The organism is Emcibacter sp. SYSU 3D8 (genome assembly GCF_039655875.1).
Lineage (GTDB): Bacteria > Pseudomonadota > Alphaproteobacteria > SMXS01 > SMXS01 > RI-34.
In genome coordinates this window covers 895,048-918,241 of record NZ_JBBYXK010000001.1, presented here as the reverse complement: position 1 = coordinate 918,241, position 23,194 = coordinate 895,048, and the positions used below count along the sequence as shown (strand labels likewise).

The 23,194-nt window shown below is 64.4% G+C and carries 25 protein-coding genes; 20 read left to right on the top strand and 5 right to left on the bottom strand.

Going from position 1 to position 23,194, the window contains the following annotated elements; genetic code table 11:
* Nucleotides 1-4 precede the first annotated feature (4 nt).
* Together WJU21_RS04350 and WJU21_RS04345 are read left to right on the top strand one after the other, a co-directional pair.
* Nucleotides 5-436 (top strand): hypothetical protein, encoded by a 432-nt coding sequence (locus WJU21_RS04350; RefSeq protein WP_346322152.1) that lies wholly within the window; start codon nt 5-7, stop codon nt 434-436.
* A complete protein-coding gene (locus WJU21_RS04345) occupies nt 433-855 on the top strand; it encodes a VOC family protein (protein ID WP_346322151.1) in 423 nt (140 codons plus the stop codon). Before WJU21_RS04350 ends, WJU21_RS04345 begins: the two co-directional genes overlap by 4 nt.
* On the opposite strand, the gene secA is transcribed toward WJU21_RS04345, so the two are convergent.
* Complete coding sequence (gene secA / locus WJU21_RS04340) at nt 852-3,563, bottom strand: preprotein translocase subunit SecA (protein WP_346322150.1); 2,712 nt, start codon at nt 3,561-3,563, stop codon at nt 852-854. The genes WJU21_RS04345 and secA overlap by 4 nt on opposite strands.
* Nucleotides 3,564-3,734: 171 nt before the next feature.
* Here secA and WJU21_RS04335 point away from each other — a divergent pair, with 171 nt between their 5' ends.
* Genes WJU21_RS04335 through WJU21_RS04315 form a run of 5 tightly spaced genes read left to right on the top strand, consistent with a single transcriptional unit; the run spans nt 3,735 to nt 6,969 of the window.
* Entirely contained in the window at nt 3,735-4,097 is a 363-nt protein-coding gene (locus WJU21_RS04335; RefSeq protein WP_346322149.1) for a hypothetical protein, read from the top strand.
* A 49-nt stretch (nt 4,098-4,146) separates the two neighbouring features.
* Nucleotides 4,147-5,382, top strand: coding sequence for a bifunctional glutamate N-acetyltransferase/amino-acid acetyltransferase ArgJ (argJ, locus tag WJU21_RS04330; protein WP_346322451.1), 1,236 nt, complete (start codon nt 4,147-4,149; stop codon nt 5,380-5,382).
* Nucleotides 5,379-5,906 carry a GNAT family N-acetyltransferase gene (locus WJU21_RS04325; RefSeq protein WP_346322148.1) on the top strand — a complete coding sequence of 176 codons (528 nt, stop codon included), beginning with the start codon at nt 5,379-5,381 and terminating at the stop codon, nt 5,904-5,906. Before argJ ends, WJU21_RS04325 begins: the two co-directional genes overlap by 4 nt.
* Before the next feature lie 5 nt (nt 5,907-5,911).
* Entirely contained in the window at nt 5,912-6,337 is a 426-nt protein-coding gene (mutT, locus tag WJU21_RS04320) for an 8-oxo-dGTP diphosphatase MutT (protein ID WP_346322147.1), read from the top strand.
* On the top strand, nt 6,334-6,969 hold the full coding sequence (locus tag WJU21_RS04315; RefSeq protein WP_346322146.1) for a TIGR02117 family protein: 636 nt from the start codon (nt 6,334-6,336) through the stop codon (nt 6,967-6,969). The genes mutT and WJU21_RS04315 overlap by 4 nt, the downstream gene beginning before the upstream one ends.
* Here the strand turns inward: WJU21_RS04315 and WJU21_RS04310 are convergent.
* Complete coding sequence (locus WJU21_RS04310; RefSeq protein WP_346322145.1) at nt 6,966-7,439, bottom strand: host attachment protein; 474 nt, start codon at nt 7,437-7,439, stop codon at nt 6,966-6,968. The genes WJU21_RS04315 and WJU21_RS04310 overlap by 4 nt on opposite strands.
* A 48-nt stretch (nt 7,440-7,487) precedes the next feature.
* On the bottom strand, nt 7,488-8,411 hold the full coding sequence (locus WJU21_RS04305) for a methyltransferase domain-containing protein (protein WP_346322144.1): 924 nt from the start codon (nt 8,409-8,411) through the stop codon (nt 7,488-7,490).
* Nucleotides 8,412-8,464: 53 nt separating this feature from the next.
* Here WJU21_RS04305 and WJU21_RS04300 point away from each other — a divergent pair, with 53 nt between their 5' ends.
* Genes WJU21_RS04300 through WJU21_RS04290 form a run of 3 tightly spaced genes read left to right on the top strand, consistent with a single transcriptional unit; the run spans nt 8,465 to nt 10,322 of the window.
* A complete protein-coding gene (locus WJU21_RS04300) occupies nt 8,465-9,214 on the top strand; it encodes a ComF family protein (RefSeq protein ID WP_346322143.1) in 750 nt (249 codons plus the stop codon).
* Nucleotides 9,215-9,237: 23 nt separating this feature from the next.
* Nucleotides 9,238-9,495: a glutaredoxin 3 gene (grxC, locus tag WJU21_RS04295; RefSeq protein ID WP_346322142.1), complete on the top strand. Its 258-nt coding sequence runs from the start codon at nt 9,238-9,240 to the stop codon at nt 9,493-9,495.
* Nucleotides 9,495-10,322 carry a carbon-nitrogen hydrolase family protein gene (locus tag WJU21_RS04290; protein ID WP_346322450.1) on the top strand — a complete coding sequence of 276 codons (828 nt, stop codon included), beginning with the start codon at nt 9,495-9,497 and terminating at the stop codon, nt 10,320-10,322. Before grxC ends, WJU21_RS04290 begins: the two co-directional genes overlap by 1 nt.
* Nucleotide 10,323: 1 nt before the next feature.
* Here WJU21_RS04290 and WJU21_RS04285 read toward each other — a convergent pair whose 3' ends face one another.
* Entirely contained in the window at nt 10,324-10,848 is a 525-nt protein-coding gene (locus WJU21_RS04285) for a class I SAM-dependent methyltransferase (RefSeq protein WP_346322141.1), read from the bottom strand.
* Nucleotides 10,849-10,965: 117 nt separating this feature from the next.
* Here WJU21_RS04285 and WJU21_RS04280 point away from each other — a divergent pair, with 117 nt between their 5' ends.
* On the top strand, nt 10,966-11,388 hold the full coding sequence (locus WJU21_RS04280; RefSeq protein WP_346322140.1) for a DUF1178 family protein: 423 nt from the start codon (nt 10,966-10,968) through the stop codon (nt 11,386-11,388).
* Here WJU21_RS04280 and ubiG read toward each other — a convergent pair.
* Complete coding sequence (gene ubiG / locus WJU21_RS04275) at nt 11,385-12,134, bottom strand: bifunctional 2-polyprenyl-6-hydroxyphenol methylase/3-demethylubiquinol 3-O-methyltransferase UbiG (RefSeq protein ID WP_346322139.1); 750 nt, start codon at nt 12,132-12,134, stop codon at nt 11,385-11,387. The two genes, WJU21_RS04280 and ubiG, sit on opposite strands and share 4 nt — an antisense overlap.
* Before the next feature lie 135 nt (nt 12,135-12,269).
* Between ubiG and WJU21_RS04270 the strand changes: the two genes are divergently transcribed.
* From WJU21_RS04270 to WJU21_RS04230, 9 genes are all read left to right on the top strand, one after another.
* Complete coding sequence (locus tag WJU21_RS04270) at nt 12,270-13,490, top strand: aspartate kinase (RefSeq protein WP_346322138.1); 1,221 nt, start codon at nt 12,270-12,272, stop codon at nt 13,488-13,490.
* 4 nt (nt 13,491-13,494) lie between these two features.
* The gene (locus WJU21_RS04265; RefSeq protein ID WP_346322137.1) at nt 13,495-14,511 is read left to right on the top strand and encodes a nitronate monooxygenase family protein; all 1,017 of its coding nucleotides are present in this window, start codon (nt 13,495-13,497) and stop codon (nt 14,509-14,511) included.
* A 2-nt stretch (nt 14,512-14,513) separates the two neighbouring features.
* Complete coding sequence (gene ptsP, locus WJU21_RS04260; protein ID WP_346322136.1) at nt 14,514-16,784, top strand: phosphoenolpyruvate--protein phosphotransferase; 2,271 nt, start codon at nt 14,514-14,516, stop codon at nt 16,782-16,784.
* A gap of 251 nt (nt 16,785-17,035) precedes the next feature.
* Complete coding sequence (locus WJU21_RS04255; protein ID WP_346322135.1) at nt 17,036-17,518, top strand: helix-turn-helix transcriptional regulator; 483 nt, start codon at nt 17,036-17,038, stop codon at nt 17,516-17,518.
* Between the two features lie 91 nt (nt 17,519-17,609).
* Nucleotides 17,610-18,734 (top strand): flavodoxin-dependent (E)-4-hydroxy-3-methylbut-2-enyl-diphosphate synthase, encoded by a 1,125-nt coding sequence (gene ispG, locus WJU21_RS04250; RefSeq protein ID WP_346322134.1) that lies wholly within the window; start codon nt 17,610-17,612, stop codon nt 18,732-18,734.
* 22 nt (nt 18,735-18,756) lie between these two features.
* Entirely contained in the window at nt 18,757-19,998 is a 1,242-nt protein-coding gene (gene hisS, locus WJU21_RS04245; protein WP_346322133.1) for a histidine--tRNA ligase, read from the top strand.
* A complete protein-coding gene (gene prfA / locus WJU21_RS04240; RefSeq protein ID WP_346322132.1) occupies nt 19,998-21,095 on the top strand; it encodes a peptide chain release factor 1 in 1,098 nt (365 codons plus the stop codon). Before hisS ends, prfA begins: the two co-directional genes overlap by 1 nt.
* Nucleotides 21,096-21,965: a peptide chain release factor N(5)-glutamine methyltransferase gene (gene prmC, locus WJU21_RS04235; RefSeq protein ID WP_346322131.1), complete on the top strand. Its 870-nt coding sequence runs from the start codon at nt 21,096-21,098 to the stop codon at nt 21,963-21,965. It abuts the gene before it with no gap.
* A 229-nt stretch (nt 21,966-22,194) separates the two neighbouring features.
* Nucleotides 22,195-23,031: a DUF4167 domain-containing protein gene (locus WJU21_RS04230; RefSeq protein WP_346322130.1), complete on the top strand. Its 837-nt coding sequence runs from the start codon at nt 22,195-22,197 to the stop codon at nt 23,029-23,031.
* The last annotated feature ends 163 nt before the right edge of the window (nt 23,032-23,194 follow it).

Genomic DNA, 23,194 nt, shown 5'->3' with positions numbered 1-23,194 from the left:
TCGCATGATATTGCTCGGGGCGCTGCTCGGCGCCTCCACCGCCGCGAGCGCGCAGGTCGATCTGACGGCGCCGCCGACTGAAGTTCCGTCCGGCGAAGCCGGGCAGGCGCAGCGCGATCCGACCATCACCATGTTCGACAATTTTTCGATTTCGGGCGTGGTGGCCGGTATGTGCAAGCCACCCGACGAGGCGACCATGGGCCGGTTCATGCAGAACCTGGATGTGGTGCATCAACTTACGCTGCGGCACATGCACCAGCAGATGCCGGACAAATCGTCGAAGGAAATCGGCGATATTTTGCTGAGCCGCATGCGGAGTCTGAACCAGCTGGCGTCGGGCGCGGTCCAGACCAAGGGCTGCACCGACCCGGAGATCATCCGGCTGGTCGATGCATTCGCCGCCAATGCGGCGCTGGATTTCTCTACAAAGCAATGAATGCGCCGTTCGCAATTGCCGGGCTGGACCATGTGGTCCTGCGTGCGCGGAACGTTGGCGAGATGGTCCGATTCTACCGCGACGTGCTGGGTTGTGCGGTGGAAAAGCAGCAGCCGTCGCTCGGCCTGACCCAGCTGCGCGCGGGCACATCGCTGATCGATCTGGTGGATGTCGGTGGACCGCTCGGTCGGGCGGGCGGCGCGGCGCCCGGGGAGACGGCCCGCAACATGGACCATTTCTGCCTGCGGATCGATCCGTGGGACGAGACCGCGATCCTTGCCCATCTACAGGCATCCGGCGCCGTGCTGGGCGAAACGGGACGGCGCTATGGCGCCGAGGGCTACGGACCCTCGATCTATGTCAGCGATCCGGAAGGCAACGTGGTCGAACTCAAGGGCCCGCCCGAACCAACGCCTTAGGCGTTGGCGAGCGCACCATGACAATGCTTGTACTTCTTGCCCGATCCGCAGGGACACGGGGCGTTGCGTGACACGCGCCCCCAGGTCGTCGGATCGCCTGCGTCCTTCGGACGGCCCGGTGCCGTCAGCATCTCCCGGGCGGCGTCGAACTCGTTTTCGCCGGTAACCGGGTCGATGTGGGTCGGCTCGCCGCGGGGCTGGCGAAGATCGGCCGGCGGCGGATCGTCGAAGCGCAGTTCCACGTGCGACATCAGCAGCGTCGTCTCGGTACGCACGCGGCCCATCATGGCCTCGAACATCTCGAACGCCTCGCTCTTGTATTCGTTGAGCGGGTCGCGCTGGCCGTAGGCGCGCAGGCTCACGGTCTGGCGCAGATGGTCGAGCTGCAGAAGATGGTCCTTCCACTGGCTGTCCACGGTCTGCAGCAGCATGTTCTTTTCCAGCCAGTTCATGGCCTTCGGCCCGAAGCGCTCCGCGCGTTCCGCCATATACGCATCGACCAGCTTCTGAAGCCTGTCGCCGATCTCGATCTCGCTGATGCCGTCTTCCTTGAGCCACTCGGCGATCGGCGGTTCGATGTTGAATACCCGGTGGAATTCCACGCGCAGGCCGTCGGTATCCCACTGCTCGACGAACGAACGCGGCGGGATGTGCTCCTGAAGGATGTTCTGGACCACGTCCTCGCGCATATCGGTGATGGTGTCGGAGACGTCCTCGGCTTCCATCAGCTCGCGGCGCTGTTCATAAATTGCCTTGCGCTGGTCGTTCATGACGTCGTCGTATTTGAGAAGGTTCTTGCGGATGTCGAAGTTGCGCGCCTCGACCTTCATCTGCGCCTTCTCGAGCGCCTTGTTGATCCACGGATGGGTAATCGCCTCGCCGTCTTCCAGGCCCAGGCGCACCAGCATGCTGTCCATGCGCTCCGACCCGAAAATGCGCATCAGGTCGTCTTCCAGCGACAGGTAGAACTTGGAATGGCCGGGATCGCCCTGGCGGCCCGAACGGCCGCGCAGCTGGTTGTCGATGCGCCGGCTCTCGTGCCGTTCGGTGCCGATGACGTAGAGGCCGCCGGCGGCCTTCACCCTGGCGCGCTCTTCCATCATCTCGGCGGTGATCGCGTCGGCGAGACGTTTGCGTTCGGCCTCGTCGGCAATGTCGGCCGTCTCGGCCGCGATGCGCATCTCGATATTGCCGCCCAGCTGGATGTCGGTGCCGCGGCCGGCCATGTTCGTGGCGATGGTGACGCCGGCCGCGCGGCCGGCCTGCGCGATGATGTAGGCTTCCTGCTCGTGGTACCGCGCGTTCAGCACGTTGTGGGCGATATTGCGCTTCTTCAGCAACGAGGCCAGCAATTCGGATTTCTCGATGCTGACCGTGCCGACCAGAACCGGCTGGTCGCGCTTGGTGCATTCCTCGATCTGCTTGATGATCGCGTCGTGCTTCTCGCGCTCGGTCCGGTAGACCTCGTCGTTCTCGTCGATGCGCTGCACCGGCAGGTTGGTGGGAATCTCGACCACGTTCAGCCGGTAGATGTCGGCGAATTCGGCCGCCTCGGTCGAGGCGGTGCCGGTCATGCCGGAAAGCTTCGGATACAGCCGGAAATAGTTCTGGAAGGTGATCGACGCGAGCGTCTGGTTCTCGTTCTGGATGCGGACGTGCTCTTTGGCTTCCAGCGCCTGGTGCAGCCCTTCCGAGAACCGGCGGCCTTCCATCATGCGGCCGGTGAACTCGTCGATGATGATGACCTTGTCGTCATTGACGATGTAGTCGACATCACGCGTGAACATCTTGTGCGCACGCAGCGCCTGGTTGACGTGGTGCACGATCGATACGTTTTCGATGTCGTAGAGGCTGCCGCCTTCGATCAGTCCCGCCTTCGTCAGGATCTGTTCCATGTGCTCGGTACCCACCTCGGTGAGGACCACGGTCTTGGCCTTCTCGTCCTTCTCGATGTCCTCTTCCGTGAGGTCGCCGATATAGAGGTCGATCGTCCGGTACAGCTCGGAATTGTCCTCGGTGGGGCCGGAGATGATCAGCGGGGTCCGCGCCTCGTCAACCAGGATGCTGTCGACCTCGTCGACGATGGCGAAATTGAACGGCCGCTGCACCATGGCGTCGAGCGAGAACTTCATGTTGTCGCGCAGATAGTCGAAACCGAACTCGTTGTTGGTGCCGTAGGTGATGTCGCAGGAATAGGCGTAGCGGCGCTCGTCGTCATCGAGACCGTGGACGATGCAGCCCACGTCGAGGCCCAGGAACTTGAAGATCTGGCCCATCCACTTCGAATCGCGGCTGGCCAGGTAGTCGTTGACGGTGACCACGTGGACGCCTTTGCCGCCGACGGCGTTCAGATAGGTTGCCAGCGTGGACACCAGGGTCTTGCCCTCGCCCGTGCGCATTTCGGCGATGCCGCCTTCATGGAGCACCATGCCGCCGATGAGCTGGACATCGAAATGCCGCTGGCCCAGGACCCGCCAGGCGGCTTCGCGGACCACGGCAAAGGCTTCGACCAGAAGTGAGTCGAGAGGTGTGCCGTCATCGATGCGCTTGCGGAATTCTGCGGACTTGCCGCGGAGTTGATCGTCGCTCAGCGCCTTGATCTGCGGCTCAAGGTCGTTGATCGCCTCAACGCGCGACGCATAGCCCTTGACAACGCGATCGTTGGCCGAGCCGAAGAGACGCTTGGCGAAGTTGCCTAATCCGAGCATGCAAAACCCTGCTTTCTCGCCCGATGGCCGGGCGACCCACACCTCGGGGACACATAAGACCGGTATCAGGTGATGTCAATGAACGCTGGCGCCCGGTGCTTATCTGGATTTGAAGGTGACGCCGGAAGCAGGCAGAATGTCCAAGTCCAACAAGGGGTAAGGGAGTCAGCCATGAGCGACAATCTGAACGCGCCTCAAACCAGTTCCACGGATATGACCCTGGTCGCCTACATCTGCTATGCGGCGGCCGTCGTCGTCGGCGTGTCGGGAATTGTCGGAGTGGTGATTGCCTATATGCAGCGACCGCAGGACGCCGGAACCTGGAAGGAAAGCCACGATACCTGGCTGATCCGTACCTTCTGGCTCTGGCTGGCGGGCGCGGCCATTGGCTGGATTCTGGTGCCTGCCTTCGGTCTCGGCATCCTGGTGCTCATCGCCGTCTACATCTGGTACATCGTGAGACTGGTGAAAGGCTGGATGGCCTATGATAAGAAGCAGCCCCTCGCCAAGCCGGACGACCTGTTCTTCGGGTAAACGGCCGGGTGTCCGGCCGTTAAACGGAACATGATCCTGGAGTTGCATGATGGTCGAGACGACGCTGTCTCCGCTCGCGCCCGAAAGCTTTCCCGACATGCCGCCTATCACTGGCGTGCGCCTGGGAACCATTGCGGCTGGCGTGAAGTACAAGGACCGGCCCGACGTCACCTTCGTCACCTTTCCCGAAGGCACCATCGTTGCCGGCGTATTCACGCGCTCGCTTACGCCGGGCGCGCCGATCCTGTGGTGCCGCGACGCGCTCAGAATATCTGGCGGCCGGTCGCGGGCGCTGGTGGTGAATGCCGGCAACTCAAATGTCTTCACCGGCGACGAAGGCTATAACGCATCGGCTGAGACGGCCCGGGCGGCGGCACGCCTGCTGGGCTGTCCGCCGGAAAACGTCATGATCTCCTCGACCGGGGTGATCGGCGTGCCGCTGCCCTACGAGAAGATCGTCGGCGCGCTGCCGTCGGTTGTGCTTTCCGAGGATTGCTGGGAAGCCGCGGCCCGCGGCATCATGACCACGGACACGTTTCCCAAGGGCGCCACTGCGACGGCCTCCATAGGCGGCACCCGCGTCACCATCAATGGCATCGCCAAGGGCTCGGGCATGATCGAACCCAATATGGCGACCATGCTGGCCTATGTAGTCACCGATGCGGCGATCGGGCGCGAGGCGCTGGATGCGGTGCTGCGCGACGTCAACGAGCGCAGCTTCAACGCCATCACGGTGGACAGCGACACCTCGACCTCGGACACCTTGCTGCTGTTCGCAACCGGCGCCGCCGGCAACGCGCCGGTGACCGACGCGGCCGACCCGGTGCTGGCCGGCTTCAAGGCCGGGCTGGAGGCGGTGATGGGCGATCTTGCCCGCCAGGTCGTGCGGGACGGCGAGGGGGCACAGAAGTTCATTGCCATCCATGTCGCCGGCGCCGAGGACGACGCGGCGGCCAAGCGGGTCGCCCGGATGATTGCCAACTCGCCCCTGGTGAAGACCGCGATCGCCGGTGAGGATGCGAATTGGGGCCGTATCGTCATGGCGGTCGGCAAGTCATACGAGAAGGTCGAGCCCAAACGATTGAAGGTCACCTTCGGGGGCCAGGTGCTGACCGAAAACGGCCGGGTGCGTCCCGGCTATGACGAGGACAGGCTGACCCTTCATCTGAAGGGCAGGGAGATCGACATCGAGGTCGACCTGGGCGTTGGATCCGGCAAGGCGACGATGTGGACCTGCGACCTGACGCACGGCTACATCGCGATCAACGCCGACTATCGCAGTTGATCCCCATTTGTCGCCGGATCGAGACCGAGCGTCTCGTCTTGCGCCCCTACCAGCGCGCCGACCTGCCGTTCATTCCGGCGTTGATCGGTGATTGGGACGTGGCGCGCTGGCTCTCGCGCGCGCCCTATCCCTATACCGAGCGCGACGCGAAGGATTGGCTTGGCATCTCGCGGCGCATCCGCTGGTGGCGGCGAGGCCTGCCCTATGTGGTGATCCGGCGCGAGGACGGCGCCGTCATGGGCGGCGTCGGCGTCAGCTTCGACGACAACGAGACCGGCTATTGGCTTGGCCAAAAATACTGGGGAAATGGCTATGCAACAGAGGCGGTTAGAGGAATATCCGAATGTGTTTTCTCGCATTTCGGTCTCGACTATCTCTGGGCCGGCGTGATGCAGGGTAACGAACGGTCGTGCCGGGTCCTCGAAAAGGCGGGATTCCAATGGAAGGGTATGCGCCGCTACCGGCTGCGTGACGGCGAGGGCGACGTGCATTATTACCGGCGGGAATTCGAAGTCTGGAGCTGAGCCACGTGAGCGACCCCAACCCGATCAATTCCAGGCCCATCGTCCTCGTGGCCGCTGTCGCGCTGGTGGATGTGGACGGACGTGTGCTGATCGCCCAGCGTCCGGAAGGCAAGTCCATGGCGGGCTTGTGGGAGTTTCCAGGCGGCAAGGTCGAGCCGGGAGAAACGCCCGAGGCGGCGCTGATCCGGGAACTCGAGGAAGAGCTGGGCATCCAGACCTGGGCAAGTTGTCTGGCGCCGTTCACCTTCGCCTCGCATACTTACGAAAAATTCCACCTGCTGATGCCCTTGTTTGTCTGCCGGAAATGGGAGGGCACGGTCATGGCGCGCGAGCATACCGCGCTGAAATGGGTGCGTGTCACCAGGCTGTCCGACTATCCCATGCCGCCCGCCGATGTCCCGCTGGTGGCCATGCTGCGGGATCTGTTGTGATCCTGCGGCGCTGGCTGGTCCGCCTGCTGGGCGGTCTCGCTGGCGCCGTGCTGCTGTACTGGGCCGTTGCCAGCGTCGGGATGTTCATTCCGGTCAATAGTGATGTCGCTGAAACGCCTGATGGCATTGAGATATTTCTATGGTCGAACGACGTCCACGTGGATGTCGCGGTGCCCGTTGTCCATCCGGTCAAGGACTGGCGGATCGAGGGCCTGGTGACCCATCCGGACACGGCATATCTGGCGTTCGGCTGGGGCGAGCGGGATTTCTATCTGCGCACGCCGACCTGGGCCGACTTCAGTCTGGTTGTGGGCGTGAAGTCGCTGCTGTGGCAGCCGGCGCTGATGCATGTCGTCGAGTGGCCGTCGCGCCGGCCGAATGCCATCCGGCTGACCGTATCCGCGGACCAGTATGCGAGGCTGGTCCGCGGCATCAGGTCGGGCTTTGCGCCAGGGCCCGTTCGTATCCTGCCCGGAAAGGGCTACGGTCGAAGAGACAATTTCTATGAGGGAGCAGGGGCTTACAGCATGTTCATGACATGCAATCAGTGGACGAATCGCAGACTGGCCGATGCCGGCATACGCGCCGTCCTGTGGTCGCCCCTGCCCGAAGGCGTGATGCGCGCCCGCTAGCTTCCCAGTGGTTGCTTGCCGATGTCGAGTCCCTCCAGGTGCTTGGGAAGCTCGGGCTCGGGTATGTTGGTGAGGTCCTTGCCCAGTTCGGCGCGCACGCGCGAGCCGATGTGGCCGTTGGACAGCTTGCGGATTTCTCCCAATGTCCGCGGGGCGGCCACCAGAAACAGGTCGTCGAATTTACCCTTGAGGGCGGCGGCATCAAGATAGCCGACCAGATCCTTGACGAATTTGTGCTTTTCGATGGATTGCGGATCGCTGTGCGGTTCCATGCTCGAGCGACGGGAACTCGCGCTTGCAAAACTTCGGCCGGGCTTGTCGGACACCAGTTCCTGGGTCAGGCGGCGAGCAGCCTCGGAATCCAGTTCGTTAACCAGCGTGAGCTTCAATCCCGGTCCGGATGTGGCATAAATTCGCGCCTTGGCGCTGTCCGCGATCGCGATCCAGGACTTGATCTTCTTTCCATGCATGTCGCACCTAACCCTCTGTCGTTGTTCACTTAACCTACATCGGTGCCGTTAGGGGCGTTTCCAAGGCCGTGGCGGGGCTTTTTCCCCTGCCGTGTGTTCTTTCGTGCCCAGAACCTGAGCAAGGCGCATTGTAGCACTGCCGGGCGCCAGTGGCTTCTGCTGACTTTCATGGGGTGCCCAGCCGGTCAGGAAGACCACGTCGAAGGTCGCCGGAATGCGTCCGTCGCGCCGGGCGAACAGGTCGTGATAGGCCTCGACGGCAGCGAACAATGTCCGGCGCTTCAATGGCGCCTTGTGTCGCTCCAGCACCGCGTTGGTCTCGGCCATCCCCTGGAGATCCCGCATCAGGCTGAAGGCGTCGGCGTAGTCCACGGTGATCCGCTCCACATCGGCCACCGGCAGCGCGAAGCCGGCCCGCTGCAGCAGGCCGCCGGCATCGCGAATGTCGGCGAACGGCGAGACCCGCGGCGCCACGCCGGGCTCCACCGCCAGTTCAGCCTGCATCATGGCCTGGCGCAACTCGGTCAGGGTGTCGCCGCCCAGCATGGCGGCCAGGAACAGGCCATCGGGCTTGAGCGTGCGGTTGAGCTGGATCAGGGCGCCGGGCAGGTCGTTCACCCAGTGCAGCGACAGTGCCGACACCGCCAGGTTGAACGATTCCTCGGCAAAGGGCAGCAATTCTTCATCGGCCGCGGCCCGCAGCCCCGGGGCCTGCGCCGCCATGCGGGGAGACAGATCAGCCGAGACCAGCGTCTCCACGTCGGGCCGCGCCGCCAGCAGCCGTCCCAGGGCGCCGGTGTGGCAGCCCAAATCGAGCGCGACGGGGAAGGGGCGGTTGATGTCGAGCAGCCGGTCGGCGATCCGGTCCGCCACCTCGGCCTTGAGAAACTGGTATCCGGCGAAACCGGATGCCCGCTGGTCGCGGCGTTGGCGCACGAGCGGACGGTCGAAAATCTGCATGGCGGTGCTCATCAGGCGTATATGGCACGCCTGCCGTCCCCCGGAAAGTCTGATAGACTGGCGCCATGCTGGGGACTGTTTCGCAGTTCGGACGTCACGTGCTCGATGCGGTCTTCCCGCCGCAATGTCCCGTTTGCGCCGTGCTGGTCCAGGACCATGCCCAGCTGTGTCCGGCCTGCTGGGGCCAGGTGCGGTTCATCGGCGCGCCCTATTGCGCCTGCTGCGGCGTCTCGCTGGAATTCGATGCCGGCGGCGATGCACTCTGCCTGCAGTGCCTGACTGACCGGCCCGCCTTCGACCGCGCCCGGTCCGTGATGGTCTATGACGATTTCAGCCGGAGCCTGGTGCTGCGCTTCAAACACGGCGACCGGCTCGATACCGCCCCGGTGTTTGCCCGCTGGATGGCCCGTGCCGGGCGCGAACTCCTTGACGAGGCCGACATCATCGCACCGGTGCCGCTGCACTGGACCCGGCTGCTGGCGCGCCGCTTCAACCAGTCGGCGATCCTTGCCCGCCACATCGCCAGGCCCGGCGGGCCTGACTTTGTCCCCGATCTGTTGAGCCGTATTCGCCGCACGCCCAGCCAGGGCGCCCTTGGCCGCAAGGAGCGCTCGCGGAACGTGCGGGGAGCCTTTGCCCTGTCGCCGCGTTACGGGAATATGGTCAAGGGCCGCCGGGTCGTGCTGGTCGATGACGTGCTGACCACCGGCGCCACGGTGGGCCATTGCGCCCGGGCGCTGCGCAGTGCAGGTGCCGGGCGGGTTGACGTCCTGACGCTGGCACGAGTTGCGCTGCCGGACCAGGCGGCTATATAGGGTAAGACGGACAGGAGTTGCCCATGGCTGACATCATTATCTACACCTCGGCGTTCTGCGGCTATTGCGCCCGCGCCAAGCGGTTGTTGAAGGAAAAAGGCACTGAATTCAATGAGATCGGTGTCGACATGAATCCATCGCTGCGCGAAGAGATGAGGCAAAAGGCAGGGGGCAGCCATACCGTGCCGCAGATTTTCATTAACGGCCGCCATGTCGGCGGGTGCGATGAATTATTCGAACTCGAGGCGCGCGGCGAACTCGACAAGTGGCTGGCCGCCTGATGGGCGAGCCGTTCAACGTCGCGCTGGTTCAGACCACGTCGGGCAACCAGGTCGCGCCGAATGTTGCGAGCGTCAGCGAGATGATCCGCGCCGCCCAGGGGGCGGGTGCCGATCTGGTCATGCTCCCCGAGACCGTATCCCTGATGGAGACCCGTTCGAAGCTGGTCTTCGCCCAGGTCAAGCCCCAGGACGAGGATGAAGCCCTCAAGGCATTCAGGGGCTTGGCGGACAGTCTTGGTATCTGGATTCATACCGGGTCGCTGCCGATCAGGCTGTCCGATACCAAGATCGCCAACCGGTCCTTCCTGATCGATCCGTCCGGGGCCATCAAGGCGACCTACGACAAGATCCACATGTTCGACGTCGACCTGCCGGGCGGCGAGACCTACCGGGAATCGAAGAATTACCAGCCGGGTGAGCGTGCCGTGGTGGCGGACCTGCCCTGGGGCAGGCTGGGCCTGACCATCTGCTACGATTTGCGCTTCCCGCATCTCTACCGGGCGCTGGCCAAGGCGGGCGCCGATTTCATCTGTGTTCCGGCGGCCTTTACCAAGGTGACCGGCGAGGCGCACTGGCATGTGTTGCTGCGCGCCCGCGCCATCGAAACTGGCTGCTTCGTGTTCGCCGCCGCCCAGACCGGCACCCATCAGAACGGCCGCCAGACATTCGGCCATTCGCTGATCATCGATCCCTGGGGCGAGATCATCGCCGATGGCGGCGGTGATGTGGGCATCGTCACCGCCCGCATCGACCCGGCCAAGGTGGCCGAGGCGCGCGGCAAGGTGCCGTCGCTGAACCACGACCGGGATTACGCGCTGGGCGCATAGATCAGGCGGACGGCTTCACCGCGCAGATGTGCTGGATGATGGCGGGCTTGGGGATGTCGGTATAGGTCTGGTCGAAGCCGGACACCTGCCAGTCGCCGAACCAGTCCATCAACTCGCCGTCGCGCAGCAGGAAGTCGGGATTGGACGGCTTGCCGTATTGCTCGTTGCCGGTGGCGAAGGTCTCGTAGATCACTACACCGCCCGGCGCGACCGCGTCGCGGATGCGCGGGAACAGCAGCCGCCACAGATAATTGGTGACGATCACGCCGCCGAACTGGGCATTGCCCAGCGGCCAGGGCCCATTTTCGAGATCCGCTTCCAGCATGGCCAGGCCCGGGTGGCCCGACAGGTCGTCGATGCCCGAAATATTGAGATCGACCGCCATGACCCGAAAGCCGCGCTCCAGTAAAAAGCGGGTGTGGCGTCCCGATCCGCACGCCAGGTCGAGAACGTCGGTGCCGGGCGCGAGGCGCTCCGTGTGTTGGACAACCCAGGGGCTGGGGGTCTGCTGCAGGCGTGTGTTCATGGTGGGCTCATCACTAGCGCCCCGGCGGCGCCGTGCCTAGCGGAACTGCAACAAAACATTGAACTCCGATGGTTTCGCAAACATGTTGAGTGGACAGACGAGCGTGGCGAAAGACAGATGATCAAATACGAACTCAGATGCCGCGGCTGCGAACACCAGTTCGAAGGCTGGTTCGCCGACAGCGCCACCTATGACGTACAGGCCGGCTCGGGCGATATCCAGTGCCCGATGTGCTCAGGCGCCGACGTGGGCAAGGCCATCATGGCGCCCAATGTCTCGGTGCGCCGCGACCATGCGCAGCCCAGCAGCGCCCAGATCGCCGCAGAAGTACGCCGTGTGTTCATGGAGATTCGCCGCAAGGTCGAGGACAATTGTGATTATGTCGGCACCGATTTCGCCGACGAGGCCCGCAAGATCCATTCCGGCAAGGCCGACGATCGCGGCATTTACGGCGAGACGACCGAGGACGAAGCCGAGGAGCTGCGCGACGAGGGCATCGACATCGTCGCGATCCCCTGGCTGCCGCGCAGCGACGCCTAAGCGGCCGGCTTGACCGCCACGACCATGTAATTCACGCCGGTGTCGCCGCTCAGCGCCCACTCATCCCTGAAGGGCAGATAGCTGACACCCTGCAGCGCCGTGACCGAAAGGCCGGCGCGGCGGATGGCGCGCGACAGTTCGGCCGGCGTCAGGAACTTCTGCCAGTCGTGGGTGCCGCGCGGCAGCCAGCGCAGCACATATTCGGCGCCGATCTTGGCCATGGCGAGGCTCTTGAGGGTCCGATTGAGCGTGGCGCAGATCATCAGGCCGCCGGGCTTCAGCAGGCTGCCGGACGCCGCCAGAAAGCCTTCCACATCGGCCACGTGCTCGACCACTTCCAGATTCATCACCATGTCGAACCGCGCGCCGGAGGCGGCCAGTTCTTCGGCGGTGGTCGCGCGATAGTCGATATCCAGGCCGCCTTGGGCGGCATGCACGCGCGCCGTGCCGATGTTTTTCGTGGACGGATCGATGCCGGTAACGCTGGCGCCCATGCGCGCCAGCGGTTCGCTGATCAGGCCGCCGCCGCAGCCGATATCGACCACCGCAAGGCCGTCCAGCGGCCTGAGGGTCGCCGGGTCGCGGCGCCAATAGCGCACCGCCTGTTCGCGGATGAAGAGCAGCCGCGCCGGGTTGAACCGGTGCAGCGGCTTGAACGGTCCGGTGGGGTCCCACCATGATTCAGCCATGGCCTCGAAGCGGGCGACCTCATCGGCGTCGATACTGGTAGAATTGGCTTTGGCCAAGGATTCCGCCTCCCTGCGCAGCTTGCGCTGCCGTTGGTGACCGAGTATGTAAGGGCCGCTTTTGTGAGGGCAAGCGGCATTCCTGTATAGCGGCGCGTCGGCCTCCAGATAAACAACACTCTAGTGCGAGGGACGATGGCGCGGATCGTCAAGAAATTCGGCGGAACGTCGGTGGCGGATCTGGATCGGATCCGCAACGTGGCAAAAAAGGTCAAGCAGGCGGTCGATGCCGGCGACCAGGTAGTCGTGGTGGTGTCCGCCATGTCGGGCGTGACGAACCAGCTCGTCTCGTGGGTGTCGGAGTCCTCGACCCTGTACGATTCCCGGGAATACGACTCGGTGGTGGCGACAGGCGAACAGGTGACCAGTGGTCTGCTGGCGCTCACCCTGCAGAACATGGGCGTCGACGCGCGATCCTGGCTGGGCTGGCAACTGCCTGTCCGTACGTCCATGGCGCACGGTTCGGCCCGTATCCTGGAAATCGAGACGGCTGAACTGGAGAAGCGCCTCGACGCCGGCCAGGTTGCCGTCATCGCCGGTTTCCAGGGACTGTCTGCAGACGGCCGCATCGCCACTCTGGGCCGCGGCGGCTCGGACACCACGGCGGTCGCGTTCGCTGCGGCGCTCAAGGCGGATCGCTGCGATATCTATACCGACGTGGACGGCGTCTACACCACCGATCCCCGGATCGTTACGAAGGCCCGCAAGCTCGATAAGATCACTTACGAAGAAATGCTGGAAATGGCCTCGTTGGGCGCCAAGGTCCTGCAGACCCGCTCCGTCGAACTCGCCATGCGCTTCAAGGTGCCGGTGCATGTATGCTCCAGCTTTTCGGATGAACCCGGCACGATGGTTGTCGACGAGGAAGAAATCGTGGAACAAGCAGATATCAGCGGAATTGCCTATACCAGCGACGAAGCCAAGATCACCGTGCAAGGCGTGCCAGACCGGCCCGGCGTGTCGGCCTCGATCTTCGGTCCGCTTGCGGAGGCGAGCATCAACGTGGACATGATCGTCCAGAACATGGCGGCCGACGGCCAGACTACGGACCTGACATTCACGGTGCCGCGCGCCGATCTGACCCGTTCGGTCAAGGTGATCGAGGGCCTGAAGGACACGCTCGGTTACAGGGCGGTCAGTACGGACAGCGACGTGGTGAAAGTGTCGGTCATCGGCGTCGGCATGCGCAGCCACGCGGGCATCGCCAGCCGCATGTTCGCGGCACTGGCGAATGAGGGCATCAACATTCAGGTGATTTCCACCTCGGAGATCAAGATCAGTGTGTTGATTGCCGCGAAATACACCGAACTGGCGTTACGCTCGCTCCACTCGGCCTACCAGCTCGACGCGACCTGATCACATGACAGACACGCGGGGGAAGGCACGTCTCGACGAGCTGTGGCGCCGGGGGTGTGAATTCCTCGGTGCGCGTTATGCAGTTCTCGGCGGCGCCATGACATGGGTGTCCGAGCGGCACCTGGTGTCCGCCATTTCAAATGCAGGCGGCTTCGGCGTGATCGCCTGCGGTTCCATGACCCCTGAACTGCTTGAGCGGGAGATACGCGAAACACGCGCTTTGACCGACCGGCCGTTCGGTGTGAACCTGATCACCATGCATCCGGCGCTGGAGGATCTGATCGGGGTCTGCCGCGAACAGAATGTGGGGCATGTGGTTCTGGCCGGCGGTTTGCCGCCGGGCAAGGCCATCGAAGCCGTCAAGGCGTATGGCGCCAAGCTCATCTGCTTCGCGCCGGCGCTCGGTTTTGCCAAGAAGCTGGTGCGCAGCGGCGTCGACGCCCTGGTCATCGAAGGCAGCGAAGCCGGCGGCCATATCGGGCCGGTCAGCACGGCCGTCCTCGCGCAGGAAATCCTGCCCCATATCAGGGACGTCCCGGTGTTCGTGGCTGGCGGCATCGGCCGCGGCGAGGCCATGGCCATGTATCTGGAAATGGGCGCCAGCGGCGTGCAGCTTGGCACCCGCTTCGTCTGCGCGACCGAATGCGTCGCCCATCCGGCATTCAAGAAGGCGTTCATCCGGGCCAATGCCCGCGACGCCATGCCGTCGGTGCAGCTCGACAAGCGTTTTCCGGTCATACCGGTGCGCGCCCTTGCCAACGCGGCCACCGATCAGTTCATGGATACCCAGCGGATCGTGATCGATCGCTTTCATGCGGGCGAGCTGGATCAGCAGGCCGCCCAGCTCGAGATCGAGCATTACTGGGCCGGTGCCCTGCGCCGCGCGGTGATCGATGGCGACGTGGAGAACGGCTCGCTGATGGCTGGCCAGAGCGTTGGCATGGTCACGGCCGAGCAGCCGACCGCCGATATCCTTGCCGAACTTGTCGATCAGGCTGCCGCGCATCTGGCAGGCCGGTAGTCATGCCTACGGCGCCCCTCAACCCAGCTGGCCCCAGATTGCTGCTGCGGCGCATGCGCGAGGTGATGGCCTCGCCGGAGTCGCCGCAGCTGAAGCTGGACCAGATGGTGCGGGTGATCGCCAACAACATGGTCGCGGAGGTGTGCTCCATCTATCTGGTGCGCGCGGGCGACATCCTTGAACTATTCGCCACCGTCGGCCTGAATCCGCAAGCGGTCCACAAGACCAATCTGCGGGTGGGCGAGGGCCTTATCGGCGAAGTGGCGGCGCGCGGCACGCCGCTCAACCTGGCCGACGCCCAGTCCCATCCCAATTTCGCCTACCGGCCGGAGACGGGCGAGGACATCTACCATTCGCTGATGGGCGTGCCGGTGATCCGCGCCGGACGCGTACTCGGTGTGCTCGCAGTGCAGAACGTCACCCAGCGCCTCTACACCGAGGAAGAGGTCGAGGCGCTGCAGACCGTGGCCATGGTGCTGGCCGAGCTGGTCGGCTCCGGCGAGTTGATCGATCCCGGCGAGGTCCATGCCGGCACCTTCGCCCAGGGCCATCCGCCGAAGATCGACGGCGTGGCGCTGGCAGAGGGCATTGCCATCGGCAAGGTCGTGCTGCATGAGCCGAGGGTGCAGGTGACGCGGCTGATCGCCGAGGACGAGGCCGAGGAGCAGGCGCGCCTCGATGAGGCGCTGGGCGGCCTGCGCTCGTCGCTGGACTCCCTGCTGGAAAATTCGGACCTGGGAATCGAGGGCGATCACTTCGAGGTGCTCGAGACCTACCGCATGTTCGCCAACGACCGGGGATGGATCGAAAAGATCCGCGATGCCATCCGCGGCGGCCTGACCGCCGAGGCGGCGGTGCAGCGTGTCCAGGTCGACAACCGGGTGCGCATGGCCAAGGTGAGCGATGTCTACCTGCGCGAGCGGCTCTCCGACCTGGATGACCTGGCAAACCGGCTGATCCGCCATCTGATGGGGCTGGAACAGGGAGCGGTGGCTGAACTCTATGACAACACCATTGTTGTCGCGCGCAACCTTGGCCCCACGGAATTGCTCGATTACGACCGCGCCAGGCTGCGCGGCCTGATCCTGGCCGAAGGATCGCCCAGCGCGCATGTGGCGATCATCGCCAAGGCGCTGGGCATTCCGGTAATCGGCCAGATAGAAGGCATCGTGGGGCTGGTCGATCCGGGTGACCAGATCATCATCGACGCCATGACCGAGCAGGTCTTCCTGCTTCCCACCCAGGACATCGTCGACGTCTACGAGGAGGCCATCGCGCTGCGCGAGCAGCGGCGGGCGGCCTACGCCGAACACCGCCACCTGCCGGCGATCACCCGGGACGGCGTCGACATGGCGCTGCACATCAATGCCGGTCTGCTGGTCGATCTGCCGCATCTGGACGATACCGGCGCCCAGGGCATCGGCCTGTTCCGCACCGAATTCCAGTTCATGATCGGCTCGACCTTTCCGCGCCACGTGGCGCAGCGCGAGCTGTACAGCCGGGTGCTCGACGCGGCCGGCGACAGGCCGGTGGTCTTCCGCACCCTGGACATCGGCAGCGACAAGGTGGTGCCGTTCCTGGAGCGGCCCAAGGAAGAGAACCCGGCGCTCGGATGGCGGGCGATCCGCATGGGCCTCGACCGGCCCGCATTGCTCCGCTACCAGTTGCGCGCATTGCTGGCGGCCACCGCAGGGCGCGAGTTGCGGGTCATGTTTCCGATGGTCAGCGACGTCTCGGAGTTCCTTGCCGCCAAGTCGATTCTCGACCGCGAGCTCGGCCGGCACATGCGCCTGAAGTACCAGCCGCCGACCAGGCTGCTGGTCGGCACCATGCTGGAAGTGCCGGCGCTGGCCTGGCAACTCGACGCGCTGATCCCGCATGTCGACTTCGTGTCCATCGGCAGCAATGACCTGATGCAGTACCTGTTCGCCGCCGACCGCGGCAACATCATGCTGACCGACCGCTATGACCTGTTGTCGCCGGCGGCGCTGTCGTTCCTGTCCGCGATCATCGACAGGCTGGGGAAGGGCGGGGTCAGCGTCTCGCTGTGCGGCGAGGCGGCGGGCAAGCCCCTGGAGGCGATGGCGCTGATCGGACTCGGTCTGCGCAGCCTGTCCATGACGCCGGCGTCGGTTGGACCGGTCAAGGAAATGATCCGCAGTCTCGATGTCGGCAAGCTCCGTGCCTACCTGATGACCCTGCTCCAGCTGCCCGACCATAGCTTACGGAGCAAATTGACGAATTTTGCCCGGGATCACGGCGTGGAATTGTAATTACCTGCAGCCATGGCCGTTGAATACCCCTCCGGAACTCGTTACCCTTTGAGTTATCGAATCTTCTTGACTGTGATTTCCCGGGAACAGCGCGAACTAAGGTGGATACACACTCGGTGCTCAATCTGATACGGCCCGCGCGCAAAGCGGGTGCGGAGCCGGAAATCGAGGTCGAAGAGTCGGGGCGGGGGCTCCTGATTGTTGACGAGAATGGCGAGGCCCTCCCCTCTGTTCGGCATCAGCGTAGCAATGTGGTTTCCATCAAGGACCGCAAGCCCGGCGCCATGGATGCGGCGGCCGAACTCGGCGAGCGTCTGCGGCACACACGCGAGGCGCGCGGCTTGTCCATCGAGGACGTTGCCGAGGTGCTGAAATTCCGCGCCGACTACGTCGAAGCGCTGGAATACGGAGAAATCAAGGAACTGCCCGTCGCCTATGCCGTTGGATTCCTGCGGTCCTATGCCGAATTTCTCGGCGGCTCCGCTCTCGGGATCGACATTCCCACGGCGGTTGCCCAGGTGCGCCGCGCCTATGAAGATCCGCGCCATCGCGGCAGCATGTGGAGCATCGCGCAGGAAAACGCCATGCCCAAACTGTCGCTGCTGATCGTGGCGGTGCTGCTGGCGTTGGGCATTTGCGTCGCATGGGAGTTGTCGCAGGATCCGTCGTTTACCAAGTCTGAGGCGCCGGCCACCTATCAGGGGCAGTTGTCGGCGATCACCCAGGACCAGTAGACTTCCGTCCGGATCGCCCCAACTGTCAGGCTGACATCGGGGGGGCCTTGGGGTATAAGCCCAGCCAACTGCCACGGGATCACTGATCAACATGACCGTCCGCGCTTACAGACATATCGAACGCCGCAAGTCGCGCCAGATTCACGTCGGCAACGTGCCGATCGGCGGCGACGCACCCATCGCCGTCCAGTCGATGACCAATACCCGCACCACGGACATCAAGGGCACCATCGAGCAGGTGCTGGGCCTTGAGAAGGCCGGTGCCGATATCGTGCGCATTTCGTGCCCCGACGAGGAATCAACGGCGGCGCTGAAGCATATTATCAAGGAAGTGAACGTCCCGATCGTCGCGGACATCCATTTTCACTACAAGCGCGCCATCGAAGCCGCCGAAGCCGGCGCATCGTGCCTGCGGATCAATCCGGGCAATATCGGTTCCATGGACCGGGTGCGCGAGGTGGTCAGGGCCGCCAAGGACCATAATTGCTCCATGCGCATCGGCGTCAATGCCGGCTCGCTGGAACGGGAGTTGCTGGAGCGGTATGGCGAGCCATGCCCCGAGGCCATGGTCGAGAGCGCCCTGAATCACGCCAAGGTGCTCGAGGATGCCGACTTCCGCGAGTTCAAGATTTCGGTCAAGGCATCGGACGTATTCCTTGCCGTGGCGGCCTATCAGGGTCTGGCCGAAGCCTGCGATTACCCGCTGCATCTCGGCATCACCGAAGCCGGCGGCCTGATGACCGGCACCGTCAAATCGTCGATCGGCATGGGCATGCTGCTCTGGGCCGGCATCGGCGACACCATCCGCGTCTCGCTCTCGGCCGAACCGGTCGAGGAAGTGAAGGTCGGCTTCGAGATGCTGAAGAGCCTGGGCCTGCGCCATCGCGGCGTGTCGATCATCTCATGCCCGTCCTGCGCGCGGCAGGCGTTCCAGGTGATCAAGACCGTCGAGACGCTGGAGAAGCGGCTGGCCCATATCGACACCCATCTGACGCTGTCGATCATCGGCTGTGTCGTCAACGGTCCGGGCGAGGCCCGCGAAACCGACATCGGCCTGACCGGTGGCGGCAGCGGCAACCACATGATCTATCTGTCGGGCGTCACCGACCACAAGATCAACGACGAGAACATGGTCGAGCACATTGTCGACCTGGTCGAGAAGAAGGCGGCCGAGCTCAAGATCGAGCGTGCCGCTGCCCTCGCCGAGGCCTCGTAGCGACCCTTACCGGAGCCCCGAAGTGGCAAAGCTGCAACCCGTCCGCGGGACCCATGACCTGTTGCCTGATGAGGCACGCAAGCACCAGTACGTGATCGCCACCTTCCGCGATCTGGCCGAGCGCTACGGCTATGGCCAGATCGATACGCCGATCTTCGAGTTTACCGAGGTATTCGACCGGTCGCTGGGCGAGACCACCGACGTGGTCACCAAGGAGATGTACACGTTCCAGGATCGCGGCGGCGACAGCCTGTCGCTGCGGCCGGAGCCCACCGCCGGTATCGCCCGGGCCTTCATCTCCGGTGGGCTGGCGCAGCATCTGCCGCTGAAGTTCTATGCCTATGGCCCCATGTTTCGCCACGAACGGCCCCAGAAGGGCCGGCTGCGCCAGTTCCATCAGCTCGACATCGAGGTGCTGGGTGTAGCCGAGCCGCAGGCCGACATCGAGGTGATCGCGCTCGGCGCGCACCTGCTCGAACTCCTCGGCGTCCGTGACAAGGTGACGCTGGAGCTGAACACGCTCGGTGACACGGAAAGCCGCACCGCCTATCGCGACGTGCTGGTCGAGTATTTCTCCGGCCACGAGGCAAATCTCAGCGAGGACAGCCGCATGCGGCTGAAGCGCAATCCGTTGCGCATCCTCGATTCCAAGGACGAGGGCGACCGCAAGATTGTCGCCAACGCGCCGCAGATGGGCGATTACCTCAACCAGACGTCGAAGGACTTTTTCCGGAAGGTGAAGGACGGTCTCGACGCGCTGGGGCAGGACTACACCGTCAACGACCGGCTGGTGCGCGGTTTCGACTATTACACGCACACGGCGTTCGAATTCACCACCACGCTGCTGGGCGCGCAGAGCGCGGTCATCGGCGGTGGCCGCTACGACCACCTGATCGAATATATGGGCGGACCGTCCACGGCGGGCATCGGCTGGGGCTGCGGCATCGAGCGGCTGGTGATGCTGCTCGACGAACCGCCGGCGCCCGAGCGGCCTGTCTCCGTCATCCCCGTGGGTGACGACGGAGACGCCGCGGCACTGGTGCTGACGCAGCAACTGCGCCGCGCCGGCGTGAAGGCCGACCTGGGGTTCCGCGGCAATGTGGGCAAGCGCATGAAGCAGGCCAACAAAATCAATGCGTGCATTGCCGTGCTGGTCGGCGGCGACGAACTGGCCCGGGGCGCTGTCGCGGTACGCGACCTGGACACGGGCGAACAGACCGAAGTGTCGATGGACGAGGTCGTCGCCCGGCTGGGCGGGAACTGATGGCCGGCTTTTCGCAGGAACGGGTGCGGCAGCTCATCAACCGCTTCGAGGGGCTCGAGGCGCAGATGGCGGATGCCGGCAATCTGACAGGCGAGGCCTATACCAAGCTTTCGCGCGAATATTCCGAACTGACCGAAGTGGTGGTGGGTGCACGCGAATTGCGCCGCATCCGCGAGGAAATCGACTCTCTGGGCGAGCTGATCCGCGATCCGGACAGCGACGCCGAGATGAAGGCGCTGGCCGAAGAGGAGCTGCGCGAACTCAACACAAGGCTGCCGGAGGTCGAGCGCGACCTGCAGCTTCGTCTGTTGCCCAAGGATGCCGATGACGGCAAGGATGTCATCCTGGAAATCCGGGCCGGAACCGGCGGCGACGAGGCGGCGTTGTTTGCTGGCGATCTCTTCCGGATGTATCAGCGGCATGCCGATTTGCACGGCTGGAAGATCGACCTGATGTCGGCCAGCGAGTCCAGCGTCGGCGGCTACAAGGAAATCATCGTCTCGGTGAACGGCAAGAACGTCTATGCGCGGCTGAAATTCGAATCCGGCGTCCACCGTGTCCAGCGCGTGCCGGTGACCGAGGCCGGCGGCCGTATCCATACGTCGGCTGCTACCGTCGCGGTGCTCCCTGAAGCCGAGGAAGTCGACATCGTTATCGAGGACAAGGACATCCGCATCGACGTATTCCGTGCCTCTGGCGCCGGCGGCCAGCACGTCAACACCACGGAAAGCGCGGTACGCATCACCCATCTGCCGACCGGCATCGTCGTGTCGCAGCAGGACGAGAAATCGCAGCACAAGAACAAGGCCAAGGCGCTCAAGATCCTGCGCGCCCGGCTGTACGACCACGAACGGGCGCAGCTCGATGCCGAGCGTTCGGATGCGCGCCGCACCCAGGTGGGCAGCGGCGACCGGTCCGAGCGCATCCGCACCTACAATTTTCCGCAGAACCGCATCACCGATCACCGTATCAACCTGACCCTCTACAAGCTTGACCTGATCATGCAGGGGCAGGGGCTCGACGAGCTGATCGATGCGCTGATATCCGAGGACCAGGCCGAGCGGCTTGCGGCCATGGAGACTGCCGGAGATTTCTGAGTGACCGACACCGGCGCGACCCTTGGCGACCTGCAGCGGTCCGGACGGGCGCGCCTGGCCGCGGCGGGCGTGGCGTCGGCGGCGCTGGATGCGGCCCTGCTGCTGTGCGCGGCGACCGGTGAGCGGCGCGAGGCACTCATGGCCTATCCGGAACGGACTGTCGATGACCCGGCCGCCGATGCTTACCGCGCCATGATCGACCGGCGTGTCGCCCGCGAACCCGTGTCGCGCATTCTGGGCCGGCGGGAGTTCTGGGGGCTCGACTTTGCCGTGGCGGCGCCGGTGCTGGATCCGCGTCCCGACACGGAGACCCTGGTGGGCGCGGCGCTGGACTGGCTTGAGGAGCGGCCTGCTGCGCGGATCGCCGACCTGGGAACCGGCAGCGGCTGTATCCTGCTCGCGCTGCTGCACGAGCGGCCCGGGGATGGCGGCCTGGGCATCGACATCAGCGATGCTGCGTTGGACGTGGCGCGCGCCAATGCCGCGGCGCTTGGCCTGTCGGCGCGGGCTTCATTTGCCATAGGCGACTGGTCGGCGGAATTGCCCGATGGCGCAATGGACCTGATCGTGTCCAATCCGCCCTACATTCCAAGCGGCGATATCGACGGTCTCGAACCCGAGGTGGCGGTGTTCGATCCCGTCGGCGCCCTCGACGGAGGCGCCGATGGCCTTGCCGCCTACCGCCGCATTGCGGCCGACCTGAAACGCGTCCTGGTGCCTGGCGGCGCGGCATTCCTAGAAATCGGCGCCGGACAGGAAAACGATGTGGCTGCCCTGCTGGAACGGGGCGGCGCCAGCATGGTCCAGCAAATTCCCGACCTTTCCGGCCGAATTCGCTGCCTGGGCGCTTTTTTCCGGGCAGAGCGCTGAAAGATGAATTTTATGTTGGAAAATGTTGGCGGGATGAGTAGGGTCGCCACTAAGAGAAGCGCGGGGCATCTTAGGGCCTGCCCTCTTGAAGTCATCCAGAACTAGAATCGCTGGATGCAGTCTCCTTTGGCTGCACAACCTACGCTCTAGGGCCCGTTACGGGTCTGTCCGGATGATCATCGGTGGCAATAGCCGCAAGACCGAAACGAGATAACAACATAGTGACGCGATGAGACACAGCAACGGCAAGCGCTCCCGGGGTCGCTCGGGCAGAAGACCCGCGCCCCAACAGAATATGAATCGGGCTTACGACAGCAACGGACCGGCGGGCAAGCTCCGCGGCACCGCGGCGCAGTTGGTTGAAAAATATGTCAGCTTGGCGCGTGACGCGCGGGTGGGCCGCGACCGGGTACTGGTCGAGAATTTCCTGCAGCACGCCGAGCATTATCAGCGCATCATGAACGAGATCATGATCGCCCAGGGCATCGAGCCGCAGGCCATCGAGGACGATGAGCAGTCCGGCTACGACGAGCAGTCCGATAGCGACGGCAACCAGACCGGTGAATCGGGCGACGATGACAACCAGGACAGCGGCAACCAGGGCAACCGTGGCCAAGGCAACGGTGGCCAGGACACCCGCAACCAGGACAACCGCAATCAGGATAACCGCAACCAGGACGCGCGTGGCCAGGGTAACGGTGGCCAGAATAATGGCGGCCAGAACAACGGCGGCCAGCAGCGCAACAACAATGGCGCTGCGAATGCCAACGGAAGTCAGCGCCGCGACAATGGCGGGCAACCGGCCGCGCCGCAGGCTCAGTCGCAGCCGCAGCCCAAGCCGGTCATCTCGGGCACCGACGACCAGCCCGACATTTCCGCAGATATCGCCGTCGATGTGCCGCCCGTCTCACTGACGCCGCCGTCATTGCCGTCGGCGCCGCGTGCCATACGTGGTCGGCGTCCGCGCCGACCCGCGGAGCCCCGCGAGGCAGCTCCGGAAGGCGCCGCGGCGGCAGCGCCTGCTGCTGCTGCTCCGGCCACGGAAGAGCCTTCGGACGCCGAGTAACCTTCACTATTGAGTATCTGGACGGGCGGCCCGCTCGGGCCGCCCGTTTTCTTTTACGGCTGCCCGGCAGCGCGCGCCCGCGTCGGGGCGATGCGGGAAACCGCGCCGGTTTTTCCCGTCCTCGTGCCTCTTGTGTTGCCGATGTGCAACACCATATGCAGGC